General features: G+C 70.0%; 11 protein-coding genes. 9 read left to right on the forward strand and 2 right to left on the reverse strand.

Features of this window, described 5'->3' with window-relative positions:
- From VNS22_RS04215 to VNS22_RS04235, 5 genes are all read left to right on the forward strand, one after another.
- Positions 1–2,096: PAS domain-containing protein (locus VNS22_RS04215; protein WP_325729926.1), on the forward strand; the 2,096-nt coding region annotated here is incomplete at its 5' end.
- Positions 2,097–2,158: 62 nt separating this feature from the next.
- Positions 2,159–3,487 carry an NAD(P)/FAD-dependent oxidoreductase gene (locus VNS22_RS04220; RefSeq protein ID WP_325729927.1) on the forward strand — a complete coding sequence of 443 codons (1,329 nt, stop codon included), beginning with the start codon at positions 2,159–2,161 and terminating at the stop codon, positions 3,485–3,487.
- A 64-nt stretch (positions 3,488–3,551) separates the two neighbouring features.
- Entirely contained in the window at positions 3,552–4,724 is a 1,173-nt protein-coding gene (locus VNS22_RS04225; RefSeq protein ID WP_325729929.1) for an OpgC domain-containing protein, read from the forward strand.
- 118 nt (positions 4,725–4,842) lie between these two features.
- Complete coding sequence (locus VNS22_RS04230) at positions 4,843–7,296, forward strand: FAD-dependent oxidoreductase (RefSeq protein WP_325729931.1); 2,454 nt, start codon at positions 4,843–4,845, stop codon at positions 7,294–7,296.
- A 194-nt stretch (positions 7,297–7,490) separates the two neighbouring features.
- Positions 7,491–8,168, forward strand: a complete 678-nt coding sequence (locus VNS22_RS04235; RefSeq protein WP_325729933.1) for a hypothetical protein — start codon at positions 7,491–7,493, stop codon at positions 8,166–8,168.
- Here VNS22_RS04235 and VNS22_RS04240 read toward each other — a convergent pair.
- On the reverse strand, positions 8,165–8,815 hold the full coding sequence (locus VNS22_RS04240) for a TfoX/Sxy family DNA transformation protein (RefSeq protein ID WP_325729935.1): 651 nt from the start codon (positions 8,813–8,815) through the stop codon (positions 8,165–8,167). The genes VNS22_RS04235 and VNS22_RS04240 overlap by 4 nt on opposite strands.
- 241 nt (positions 8,816–9,056) lie before the next feature.
- On the opposite strand from VNS22_RS04240, the gene VNS22_RS04245 reads away from it, so the two are divergent.
- The gene (locus VNS22_RS04245; protein ID WP_325729937.1) at positions 9,057–10,037 is read left to right on the forward strand and encodes a DnaJ domain-containing protein; all 981 of its coding nucleotides are present in this window, start codon (positions 9,057–9,059) and stop codon (positions 10,035–10,037) included.
- On the opposite strand, the gene VNS22_RS04250 is transcribed toward VNS22_RS04245, so the two are convergent.
- Positions 10,030–11,412: a PLP-dependent aminotransferase family protein gene (locus tag VNS22_RS04250; RefSeq protein ID WP_325729939.1), complete on the reverse strand. Its 1,383-nt coding sequence runs from the start codon at positions 11,410–11,412 to the stop codon at positions 10,030–10,032. The two genes, VNS22_RS04245 and VNS22_RS04250, sit on opposite strands and share 8 nt — an antisense overlap.
- A 99-nt stretch (positions 11,413–11,511) precedes the next feature.
- On the opposite strand from VNS22_RS04250, the gene VNS22_RS04255 reads away from it, so the two are divergent.
- The 3 genes from VNS22_RS04255 to VNS22_RS04265 form a co-directional block, all read left to right on the forward strand.
- Entirely contained in the window at positions 11,512–12,222 is a 711-nt protein-coding gene (locus VNS22_RS04255) for an AzlC family ABC transporter permease (protein ID WP_325729941.1), read from the forward strand.
- Complete coding sequence (locus VNS22_RS04260; protein WP_325729944.1) at positions 12,206–12,511, forward strand: AzlD family protein; 306 nt, start codon at positions 12,206–12,208, stop codon at positions 12,509–12,511. The genes VNS22_RS04255 and VNS22_RS04260 overlap by 17 nt, the downstream gene beginning before the upstream one ends.
- A 30-nt stretch (positions 12,512–12,541) precedes the next feature.
- A partial coding sequence (locus tag VNS22_RS04265) for a PhzF family phenazine biosynthesis isomerase (protein WP_325729946.1) occupies positions 12,542–13,050 on the forward strand: 509 nt, incomplete at its 3' end.

The following is a 13,050-nucleotide window of genomic DNA, read 5'->3' on the forward strand; positions in this document are numbered from 1 at the left end:
GTGCACCCGCTTTGAGTACCGTGGATCTGGCCGGGCTGTTCAACGCCTCGCCCAATCCGTACGTCATCCTGGACCGCAACTTCGACATCGTCGGCATGAACGACGCCTATCTGCGCGTCACCATGCGTGAGCGTGACCAGCTGGTCGGCCGCAACATGTTCGAAGCCTTCCCGAGTGATCCGGACGGGCCGGGCGGTCGGGCACTGAGGGCGTCCTTGGCTCGGGTCGTGAGCGAGAAGATCGTCGACCACCTGCCGCTGATCTACTACGCGATCGCCCGGCCGGACGGCACGCTGGAGGAGCGTTACTGGAGCGCCACCCAAACCCCGATGTTCGACGACCGGGGTGAAGTGGCGTTCGTGCTCCAGCACACGGTGGATGTCACCGAACTCCACCGGCTGCGTACCGCCGGTACCGCCGCATCCATACACATCACCGAAGGAGTGCTGCGGCGCGCCGAGGCGGTGCAGATCGCCAACCAGGCGCTCGACGCCGAGCGCAGCCACCTACGCGAGATGTTCGAGCAGGCCCCCAGTTTCATGGCGCTGCTGCGCGGTCCGGACCATGCATTCGAGCTGGCCAACGCGGCCTATCTCCGCCTGGTCAACCGCCCGGTGCTCGGCAAGACCATGCGTGAAGTGCTGCCGGAGATCGGCAGCCAGGGCCATTTCGAGGTGCTGGAGCGGGTGTTCGCCACGGGCGAGCCGTTCATCGGTCAGGGCGTGCGCGTCGTCCTGGCGGCACCGGACCGCCTGTCCTCGTCTGAGCATTTCCTGGACCTGATCTACCAGCCGGTGCGCGACGCGTCGGGCAGCGTGATCGGCATTTTCGTCCAGGGCCACGACATCACCGAGCAGAAACGGGCGGAGCAGGCACTCTACGAGCTGAACGCGACCCTAGAGCAGCAGGTCGCCGAACGGACCCGCGAATTGCGGGCCAACGAGGAGGCCCTGCGCCAGGCGCAGAAGATGGAGGCGGTGGGCCAGCTCACCGGCGGCATCGCCCACGACTTCAACAACATGCTCCAGGGCATCTCCGGCAGCCTGGAGATGGTGCGGCGTCGGATCGCCCAGGGGCGCATCGACGAGGTGGACCGCTACCTGAACGGCGCGCGCGAGGCGATCGAGCGGGCCGCCAACCTCACCCATCGCCTCCTCGCGTTCGCCAGGCGCCAGACCCTGCAGCCCCGGCCGACCGATGTAGCCGAGCTGGTGCGCGGCATGAAGGACTTCATCCGCCGCTCGGTCGGCCCGGAGGTGCAGATCGAGATCGGTCTGCAGGGCCAGATAGGCCTGGTGCTGTGCGACGCCAACCAGCTCGAGAGCGCGTTGCTCAACCTGTGCATCAACGCGCGTGACGCAATGCCGGGCGGCGGGCGGATCCTGATCAGCGTCGCGGAGGTGAGCCTGACGGCGGCCGACCTGACCGAGCGCGACGATCCGCCACCCGGCGCCTTCGTCGAGATCGCGGTCGCCGACAACGGTGTGGGCATGCCGCCGGAAGTGCTGGCGCACGCGTTCGAGCCGTTCTTCACCACCAAGCCCATTGGCCAGGGGACCGGGCTCGGCCTCAGCCAGATCTACGGCTTCGTCCACCAGTCGGGCGGCCTCCTGCGCACGACCAGCACACCCGGCCAGGGAACCTCCATCAGGATCTACCTGCCACGCCACGAGGGCGCCCCGGCCGTTGCCGCCGAGACCGTCCAGCCGGCCACCACGATGGACGAGACCGGCCGGATTCTGCTCCTGGTCGAGGACGACGAGGCGATCCGGCGGGTGACCGTCGAGCGGCTGGCCGAGGCCGGCTATCATGCGCTGCAGGCTGCCGATGGCCGCGAGGCCCTGGCGATCCTGTCCGAGCGGCGTCGGGTCGACCTGCTGCTGACCGATGTGGGCCTGCCCGGAATCCCGAATGGCCGGCAACTGGCCGAGATCGCCCGGGCGAGCCGGCCCGGCCTCGCCGTCCTGTTCATCACCGGCTATGCCGGCGCACGGCAGGAGCGGCATCTGGGCGAGGGCACCGAGCTCCTGGTCAAGCCGTTCTCGTTCGACATGCTGCACGCGAAGGTGCAGGCACTGCTGCAGGCGACCGCCTGACTGATGGCCGGCCTCCCAGGCAAGGCAGCTATAGAGCGACATTCGAGGGACAGGACAGGAGCATGGCAGGTGCGGGACAGGATGGTGCACAACACCTGATCGTGGTCGGCGCCGGGTTCGGCGGGTTGAGCTGCGTCCAGGCACTGGCTGGTGCCCCGCTGCGCATCACCCTGGTCGACCGGCGCAACTACCATCTCTTCCAGCCGCTGCTCTACCAAGTCGCGACCGCCGCCCTGTCGCCCGCGGACATCGCCTGGCCGATCCGCAGCATCCTGCGCCGGCAGGCGAACGTTGAAGTGCAGCTGGGTCAGGCCATCGCAGTGGACCATGCGGCGCATCAGGTCGTCCTGAGCGACGGACGACGCCTGGGCTATGACTGGCTGGTGCTCGCCACCGGCGCCCGCCATGCCTATTTCGGCCATGACGAGTGGGAGGAGCTGGCCCCGGGCCTCAAGCGCATCGCCGACGCGACCCAGATCCGCGAGCGGATCCTGACCAGGCTGGAGCAGGCCGAGCTGGCCGACGATCCGGCCACGAGGCGCCGGCTGCTGACCTTCGTGGTGGTGGGGGGCGGCCCCACCGGGGTGGAGATGGCCGGCGCCATCGCCGAACTCACCCGCTACGCGCTGGCCCGCGACTTCCGGCGGGTCGGTCCGGCCGATGCCCGGGTGGTGCTGATCGAGGGCAGTGACCGCGTGCTCGGAGCATTTCCCGCAGAGCTGTCGGCCAGGACCGAACGGGCCCTGGCGGGGCTGGGCGTGGAGCTGCTTCTCAACCATCAGGTGACCACGATCGACGAGAGCGGGGTGTCCGCTGCCGGCCTGCACATTCCGGCCGGCTCGGTGATCTGGGCAGCGGGCGTGCAGGCCTCCCCGGTGGCGCGCTGGCTGGAGGTGCCGGCGGACCGGGCAGGCCGGGTGGCGGTGGACCAGAATCTCGAAGTGCCCGGACGCCCGGGCGTGTTCGTGATCGGCGATGCCGCGGCCGTGCCATGGACAGCCGGAGGCTTGGTGCCCGGAATCGCCCCGGCGGCCAAGCAGATGGGCCGCCACGTCGCCCGCCGCCTGCGCTTTCTTTTGGGCGAGGCGGCCGAGCCGCCACCGTTTCACTACCGCCATGCCGGCAACCTCGCCACGATCGGCCGCCGCGCCGCGGTGGTCGATTTCGGCCGGATCCGCCTGAGCGGCTACTTCGCCTGGCTGGTATGGGGCGTGGCGCACATCTATTTCCTGATCAGCTGGCGCAACCGCCTGATGGTCGCGATCAACTGGCTGTGGGACTATGTCACCTTCCAGCGTGGCGCCCGGCTGATCGTCGGCGCCACTGCGGTGCCGCCGTCGGGCGCGGCCGCTCCGGTACCCGGCGTGGACAGCGACCCGCCGCCCGTGTAGCCGGCCGGAGCGGGGAACGGGCCGGCCATATGGGGGGCGGCCCGCCGGCCAGCCGGGGGTGTTGGTGGACGGTCAGAGTCATCGGCGCCGCGAGCGCGATCTGCGGCTCGACTTCTTCCGTGGCATCGGGATGTGCATCATCCTGATCGCCCACATCCCAGGCAATGCCTGGATCAACTGGATCCCCGCCCGCTTCGGCTTCTCCGACGCCACCGAGATCTTCGTGTTCTGCTCCGGCATGGCGTCCGCCTACGCATTCGCCCGAGTGTTCGACCGGCATGGCTGGACGGTCGGCACGCTCAGGATCGGGCTCAGGGTCTGGCAGATCTGGTGGGCGCAGATCGGGGTGTTCATCGCCGTGCTGGGCCTGATGGTGGCCGCCGACCACCTGTTCGGCACCGATGCCTATACCAGACTCCTCCAGCTCCACCGCTTCCTGGCCGACCCCGGCAGCGGGATCCTCGGGCTCATGAGCCTGACCTATGTGCCCAACTATTTCGACATCCTGCCGATGTACCTGGTGATCCTGGTGCTGATCCCGCTGATGCTGGGACTGGAGCGGCTGTACGGAAAAGGTGCCGCGCTGACGGCGATGGTCCTGCTCTGGTGCCTGGCGCAGGCGCGGCTGACCGCACTTCCCGCGGATCCCTGGATGACGCGGCAGTGGTTCTTCGACCCCTTCGGCTGGCAGCTCGTCTTCTTCACCGGCTTTGCCCTGGTGCGCGGCTGGCTGCCGGCACCGCCGCGCAGCGCCACCCTGGCACTGGCGGCCCTGGCGGTCATCGCCCTGGCGGTGCCGTTCTCCTGGCTGCCGCTCGTCCGTGGTCAGCCGGTTCTCGAGGCAGTGCGCGACCTCATCCTGCCGCTCACCGACAAGACCCGCTTCGGCCTGCTGCGCTTCGTGCACTTCCTGGCGTTGGCCTATCTCGCCTGCTGGCTGGTCGGGCCGGCGGGCAGCCGGCTGGGCGGGACGGTGGTGCGCGGCTGCGTCCTGATCGGCCGCCAGTCGCTCGCCGTGTTCCTGGCGGGCCTGGTGACAGCACAGGTGCTGGGCATCGTCCTGCACCGCTCAGGCGGCGGGCCGGTGGTCGTGCCGCTGCTGAACCTGGCGGGCCTCCTGGTGCTGCTGGCCACGGCTCGGGTCGTCGACTGGTACAAGGCGCAGCCCTGGACCCGGCCGCCCACGCGCCCGGCCGACGCCCCGCTGCCGCTCGCCCGGCCGGTCGACCTGACCTGAAGCTTGGGGCGCTACGGCCGGACTTGCCTCTGCGCGGCGAAGCTGGTCGCCTCTGTCGCTTCGCGCCCGGCACCGGTGCGGGCTAGACAGACAGGCGGAACAGCGACAGGGCGCAGCGATGGCTCAGCATCTGCCTTCCAGGACCGACGTGATCGTCATCGGCGGCGGCGTGATCGGCTGCTCGATCAGCTACCACTTGGCTAGGCTCGGCATCACCGACACGCTGCTCCTGGAGCGTCGCCAGCTCACCTGCGGCACGACCTGGCACGCCGCAGGGCTGATCGGCCAGCTCCGCGCCACCCGGGTGATGACCGAACTCGCCAAGTACACTTCCGATCTCCTGTTCGAGCTGGAGCGCGAGACCGGTCACGCCACCGGATTCAGACAGAACGGCTCGATCTCGCTGGCACTGAACGGCGAGCGGTTCGAGGAGCTGAAGCGCGGCGCCTCCATGGCCAAGAACTTCGGCTTGGCAGCGGAGCTGCTCACGGTCGAGGACGTACGGGCGATGTACCCGCTGCTCAACCTCGACGGCGCGGTGGGCGGCGTGTTCCTGCCCAAGGACGGCCAGGCCGACCCGGTGGGCGTGACCCAGGCCTTCGCCCGTGGTGCCCGGCAGCGCGGCGCGCGGATCGTGGAGAACTGCCCGGTCGACACGATCCTGGTGACAGGCGGACGGGCAGTGGGCGTGCGCACCGCAGACGGGCAGGAGATTCGCGCCGGCACGGTCGTGATCGCCGCCGGCATGTGGTCGCGCGAGCTCGGTCGCAAGATCGGCGTGTCCTTGCCACTGCACGCGGCCGAGCATTTCTACGTCGTCACCGATCAGATCACCGGCCTGCCGCAGAACCTGCCAGTGCTGCGCGTCCCGGACGAGTGCGCCTATTATAAGGAGGATGCCGGCAAGATCCTGTTGGGCTGCTTCGAGCCGGTGGCCAAGCCCTGGGGGATGACTGGGATCCCCGAGGATTTCTGCTTCGACCAGCTGCCCGAGGACATCGACCATTTCCAGCCGATCCTGGAGGCCGCCATGGCGCGGCTGCCTGCCCTGGAGACCGCCGGGATCCACACCTTCTTCAACGGCCCGGAGAGCTTCACGCCGGACGACCGCTACCTCCTGGGCGAGACGCCGGAGGTTCTGGACCTGTTCGTCGCCTGCGGCTTCAACTCGATCGGCATCCAGAGCTCGGGCGGAGCAGGCAAGGTGCTGGCCGAGTGGATCCGCGACCGCGCCATGCCGGCCGACCTGATCGACGTGGACGTCCGGCGGATGCAGCCCTTCCAGTCCGGGCGGCACTATCTCCGCGAGCGAACCACCGAGACGCTGGGCCTGCTCTACGCGATGCACTGGCCCTACCGGCAGATGGAAACGGCGCGCGGTGCCCGGCGCTCACCCTGTCACGACCGGCTGGCGGCACGAGGGGCCGTGTTCGGCGAGGTGGCGGGCTGGGAGCGGCCGAACTGGTTCGCACCCGAGGGGACGGAGCGGCACTACCGCTATTCCTGGGGCCGGCAGAACTGGCACGAGCCGGTGGGCGAGGAATGCCGGGCGGTTCGTGACGCCGTGGGCCTGTTCGACCAGAGCTCGTTCGCGAAGTTCCTGGTGCAGGGCACCGACGCCGTGAGGGTGCTGAACCGGATCTGCTGCAACGACATCGACGTGCCGGTCGGCCGCGTGGTCTATACCCAGTGGCTGAACGAGCGGGGCGGGATCGAGAGCGACCTCACCGTCACCCGGACGGCCGAGACCAGCTTCATGCTGGTCACCGCCGCGGCAGCCCAGGCTCGCGACTTCGCTTGGCTCCGGCGTCATCTGCCCGAGGATGCGCGCTGCCATGCCGTCGACATCACCTCGGGCCTGCTGATGTTCGGGCTGATGGGTCCCAACAGCCGCACCCTGCTGGAGCGGCTGAGCGGCGAGGAACTGGACAACGCCGCCTTCCCGTTCGCCACCTCGCGCGAGCTGGAACTGGGCTTCGCCAGGGTGCGGGCGATCCGGCTGACCTATGTGGGCGAGCTCGGCTACGAGCTCTACGTTCCGGCGGAGTTCGCCACCCATCTGTTCGACGTGCTCCTGGCCGAAGGCGAGGGGCTGGGCCTGCGGCTCGCCGGCTACCATGCAATGAATGCCCTGCGCATGGAGAAGGGCTACCGGCACTGGGGGCACGATATCGGGGTCGACGACACGCCACTGGAGGCCGGCCTCGGCTTCTGCGTCGCCTGGGACAAGCCCGGCGGCTTCATCGGTCAGGCGGCCCTGGCGCGATTGCGTGCGCAAGGCCGGCCGCATCGCCGGCTGGTGCAGCTGAAGCTCGCCGATCCCGCCCGGCTGCTGCACCACGAGGAGCCGATCTGGTCGGGCGACCGGATCGTGGGTGCGGTCACCTCCGGCATGTACGGCCACCGGCTCGAGGAGTCGCTGGGCATGGGCTATGTCGCGGCCGACGTCCCGATCGATACGAACTGGCTGGCAGACCATCCTCTCGAGGTTGAGATCGCCTGGGAGCGAGTGCCGGTCCAGGCACAGCTGGGTCCCTGGTATGATCCGGACAACACGAGGATCCGCAGCTGAGTGACTGCCGCGTGCCGCAGTGGCCCAACAATCTGTTGCGGTCAGTTGAAAAGGGATTAAGTATTGGTAACCCAATCACCCCGAGTCCGAGCCCCAGATTGTCGCAGCGTCCCGAAGATTCCGCTGACCGGTTGCTGATGCCGCGCCAATGGCTGTCGGCCGGGCTGGCGACGTGCTGTCTGGGCGTGCTCATGATGTCACAGACCTTGGGCGCCGCCGGCAGTCTGGAGCGGCTGCGCGCCGACGTGCCGGCGGGGCAGGGATCGTCGACCGTTAAGGTGACCGATCACGGCGTGCCCACTGTGGCGCCCGACCCGGATCCGGGCCAGCAGCCGCGCACGCTCCTGGAGCTGTTCAGCAGCTGGGTGACGCAGGATGATGCCGCGTCCGGCGACTCCGCTCCCCCGGTGAAGGTCGAGCCCAGCCCGCGCATGACCCAGTCCGGTCCCATGCCCGAACCCGAGGGTACCGACCGGGACGCGATCGTGCCGATTGATCCGGTCCCTTCGGCGGCACTGGTCGCGGCGACCGCGCCGCCGGGCGTTGCTGCGGGTCAGTTCGGCGTCCGGCCGGCAGCTGCGCCGGGTGCCGAGCCGCTGGGTGTCCTGACCAACCAGCTGGTCTCCACCTCGCTGGTCACCGCAGCCCTGTGGGGCAAGTCGTCGGGGTCCGAGGAGGGGCCGCGCGACGAGCTGGACCGGCTGGCCTCGCCCGCCGCCCGGCAGCTGGACCGTGCGTCGGTTCCGGCTCCCAGGCGCTTGGTGGAGCTCGCCCGACCGCCGCTCAAGGCGGGCCGGGTCAGCACCTTGCAGGACGGTGGTGTCGATCACCTGATCCCGGTCGAGCCCGCGAGCGGCCCGATCATCAACTAGCGCGGAGCGCGCGGCCGGTTCGGCCGGTCCATCCACACGCCACGTGCCCGTGCGACCAGCAGCTGGCCCAGCGCCTCGAACCGGATGCGCGCCCGGGTGCGCCCGTCCAGCTCCGCCACCGGCCGGCCCTGCTCCAGGGCGACCAGCGACAGGAGGCTGGCCTCGCCGACAGCACTGCCGAAGCACCGCTTCAGCCGGACCCAGACTGCGACAGAACCGAGCGCGCGCAGCTGTTCCATGCTGCAGACGCCGATAGCCATCAGGCGTGCACCGAGGTCCCGTCCGACCGTCACGCGTGGCTGCCTTGGCGCTGGCTGGTGCAGGGGCTGGTCTGCCGGCGTCACCTGAAGGCCCGCTGCGGACAGGCTGGCTTCCAGCATGGCACGATCGGAGCCCGCGAACTCCACGAGGAGCTCGACATAGGCGCGGACGAAGTCCGGACCGTGGCCATCCGTCGCCAGGCCGTGGGCGCATTCGTGCAGTACCACCGGGCGGGTCCTGGCCCAGCGGGGCAGCTTGATCACGTCACGCGAGCCGGCCGCATGGCGGCGCCCCCGTCCATCCTCCACCCGCGGCGGCAGGGCCTCCGGGCCGAGCCGGCGGGCGAATACCGCTGCCACGAGCGCCCGGCACGCCTCCAACGGCATCGGCTGGCCATCCAGCGGCAGGACGTGCTCGTTCTCCCAGCGATACAGGCGGCTGCGCTGAAAATCCCGCGGCCTGGGCTGTCTGGTCCCGCGACCGCTTCCCGTCGGCTTGGCAGCCGTCTGCCTGCGCTGGTCCACTCGATCCGCTTCCCGGATATCCGCCCGCACGTACGCCCGCAGCTTGACGAGTGGCTGGCCAATCGGCAAGCGCCTGGGGCATGACCGTCATACCCACGATCCCATGATCCGCCGAGGTGACCCGCGCGGCTACTACGCCGCGCTCGGCCTGCCAGTGACCGCGACAGCGGACGAGATCCGGCGGGCGTTCAACGAGCGTGCGAAGCTGCTGCATCCGGACCATGCCGGGGGCAAGGGCGACCCGGCGGCGTTCCAACGGGTGCTGGATGCCTACGAGGTGCTGCGCGATCCCTCCCGGCGGCTGCGCTACGACGCCGACAGCGTCGATCTCGACCGGGACGAGCCGCCGGCCGAGCACCCGGTGACACCGCCACGGGTCGACCCGTTGGCCAACCCGTGGTCGTTCGACCGGCTGCTGCGCAAGCGCCGGGCCCCCGGTCGTCCGGCCGATCCGCTAGGCACCGGGCTGCCGAGGCGGCTGCCACCCCCGGCGCTGCTGGCGGGAGCGCTCCTGGCCGTGCTGCTGGCCGGCGGAACCGCCTGGATTGCGGTCCTGTACGGCAACCTCGGGGAGCGCGACCAGCGCATCGGCGAACTGACCCTGGAGGCGGAACGCGCCCGGGCCGAGGCTGCCGAGACGCAGGCACGCTACCGGGCAGCCAGTGTCGCCGATTTCAACCAAGTGCTGGCAGCACCGGCCGGAGACGAGGCACCGCCGGCACAGGTCTTCGCCGCCACGGTGACCTTCGCACCCGGCTCGGCGGATCTGGGATCCGACGAGACCCAGCAGCTCGTCCAGGCGATCGAAGGCCTGTCGGCCGCGGTGGGGCAGATTCCGGCGGAGCGGCGCTGGCAGGTGCTGATCCAGGGGCACGCTGCCCAGGCGGCCGGGCCATCGGGGGTCGATCTCTCCGGCTGGCAGCTCTCGCTGATGCGCATCAGCCAGCTCGTGGACCGGCTGGTCCAGGCCGGCCTGCCGGCCGACCACGTGGCCGCCCGGTTCTCGGCCGGATTCCAGTGGGGTCAGGCCGGGGCCGATCCGGGCCGGACCATCGAGCTGCGGCTGGTCTGCTGTTTCAGATGACCGGTGCCGTCCGCGGCGGCGGTTGGTCGAGCAGGGCGCGCAGCCGGCCGAGCGCCAGGGCCAGCTCCGCCTCCCCCGGCACGGAGCCCAGGGCGATACGGATCGCCTTGGGCGGTGGCGCCGTGCGGCCGACCTGGAACACATCGCTACGCGGCAGGTAGATGCCCTGGTGCATCGCTTCCTCGATCAGCCGGCTGGCACTCCAGGCCGGCGGGAGCGGTAGCCAAAGATGCGGGCTGCCTTCGGGCGGCGCCATGCCCAGCAGGTCGCCCGTGATCTCGCGGCGGCGCGCGATCGCGGCACGGATCCGGCCCAGGACCTCGTCGGCCTGCCCGGTATCGAGCCAGTAGCTGAACAATGCTGCCGGCAAGGGCGACGCGGCCACCAGGAGATCGTGCAGGGCGGTGGTGATCGACCCCACCCGGTCGAGGGGGGCCACGATGTAACCGAGCCGCAAACCCGGTGCCAGGCACTTGGACAGGCCGCTGACCAGCACCGCACGGTCGGGCAGGTGCACCGCGATCGGCTCCGGGCGCACGCTCGGCAGGTGACCGTAGATGTCGTCCTCGATCAGCAGCAGGTCGTTCTGCTCGATCACCTGGGCGATCTGGCGGCGCCGGTCATCCGGCATGGTGACCGCGGTCGGATTGTGCAGGGTGGGGCAGGTGAGGAAGGCCCGCCCGCCATGGACACGCGCCGCCGCCGCCAAACTGTCGGGCAGCGCACCCGCATCGTCGGTGGCGACCGGCTCCACCCGGAACTTCAGGCTGCCCAGCAGGTCGCGGGCACCTGGATAGGTGAGCTGGTCGACCAGGATCGTGTCGCCGGGACGCAGGCAGGCCAGGCAGGTGGCGGCGATTGCGGAATGGACGCCGGCGGTGACCAGCACCTGATCGGCCGTGGCCGGCATGCCGATCCGACTGACCCAGCGCGCCAGCGCTGCGCGATGCCGCTCGAGACCCGCCGTCGGCGGGTAGCGGCCGAGCAGGTCGCCGCCACCGGTAGCGAGCGCCTTGGCGGCGCTGGCCGAGACCTCCTCGTCGGAGAGCACCCCGGGCGGCTGGTTCACCACCAGGTCGGACACGTTGGCCGCGTCCTGTGCGGCGATCCGGATCCGGCTCTGCCGGTCGGGCCGGCCGAGCACGAACGTGCCGCGCCCGACCTCGCCGGTCAGCAGGCCGCGGCTCTGCGCCAGGACATAGGCCCGGTTCACCGTGCCGACCGTGACGCCCAGCTTCTTGGCCAGATCACGCACCGGCGGCAGGCGCTCACCGGGGCTGAAGTCGCCGACCCCGATGGCACGCTCCAGCGCATCGGCGATGGCACGATAGGCAGGGCGGCCCTGGTCGGTGATGTCACTGCGTTGGATCGTCATGAATGGATCATCGGATTGACTCGGGCATCGAGTCAATTCGATGATAGCGGCTCGGTATTGAATCATGAGCCGTGCGATGAGCGGGGAATGTATCACTACATGATCGGCTCCCGAGTTTCACCCACCCCGTTCAGCACCTTCGGTCTGCGGCGGGGAGCACTGGGCGTGTTGCCGATCCTGCCAGCTGCCGTCGCGTTCGGCCTGGTCTACGGAGTGGCTGCGGCCGAGAAGGGTATGTCGCTGCTGGAGGTGGGGCTCAGCTGCATGCTGATCTTCGCCGGCGCCTCGCAGCTGGTCGCTCTGGAACTCTGGCAGGAGCCGCTGCCGATCGCGACCATGGTGATCGCCGTGCTGGTGATCAATCTCCGTCATCTGCTGATGGGTGCGACGGTGGCCCCATGGTTCGAGGGAGTGGGGCGGTTACGGACCTGGTTGTCGCTCTACCTGATGACCGATGAATCCTGGGGTGTCGCCGTCGCGGACCGGCGGCAGGGCCATGCCGACGCGGCCTTTCTGATGGGTGCCGGGGCAGCGCTCTGGCTGGCCTGGCTGTCGGCAGGCCTTGCCGGCCATGGCATGGGCAACCTCACCGGGAACATCGACCCGGCCCTGTTCGCCTGGCTGATCACCGGCTTCTTCGTCGTGCTGCTGGCAGGGTTCTGGCGGGGCGGGGGCGATCTGGTCCCATGGCTGGTGGCCGCCGCCGTGGCGCTGATGGTCAAGGCGCTGCTGCCGGGCACCTGGTACATCCTGGCCGGCGCGCTCGCCGGCTCGCTGCTGGGAGCTTGGCTGCATGTCCGCCGGGCTTGAGGGCGTGCTGGCCATCATGCTGATGGGCTTGGCCACCTATGCCACCCGGATCGGCGGCTTCCTCCTGATCCGGCGGTTCCGGCCAGGCCCCTTCCTGGAAGCCTGGTTCGGCCATGTGCCGGGTGCGGTGTTCGCGGCCCTGGTGGCGCCGGCCGTATGGAGTGCCGGCCCGGCCGGCTGGGGTGGAGCGCTGGTGGGCTTTGCCGTGATGCGCTGGTCGGGCCAGTTCATCGTGGCGCTGGGCAGTTCGCTCCTGGCCTTCCTGGCCCTGCACCATCTGCCGCTCTGAAATAGGCTCACGACCGACGAGGATCGCCCGATGACCGACTACCGCTATCATCTGCTGGACGTGTTCACCCAGACGAGGCTCGCCGGCAATCAGTTGGCGGTCCTGCCGGATGCCGCCGGCCTCGACGAGCAGCGCATGCAGCTGATCGCGCGCGAGTTCAACCTCTCCGAGACCCTGTTCCTGTTCCCGCCGGAGCGCGACGAGGCGCTGTTCTCCGTCCGGATCTTCACCCCCGGCGCGGAGATCCGCTTTGCCGGCCATCCGGTCATCGGCACCACCGTGCTGCTGGCCGAGCTGGGCCGGCTCCCGACCACCGGAGGTGCTGGCCAGGCGGTCCTGGACCTGGCGGCGGGGCCGGTGCCGGTGCGGATCGCCGATGGTCTCGCCACCCTGCGCGCACCGCTGCCGCCGGCACTGGCCGGCACCGTCCAGGCCGAGCCTCTGGCGGCCGCGGTGGGCCTGACCGAGGCGGAGGTGGCGAGCCCGGTCCGCCTCGCCACCGCAGGCACCACCTTCGCCTTCCTCCAGGTGCACGACCC

Source organism: Geminicoccus sp. (assembly GCF_035556675.1).
Taxonomy (GTDB): domain Bacteria; phylum Pseudomonadota; class Alphaproteobacteria; order Geminicoccales; family Geminicoccaceae; genus Geminicoccus.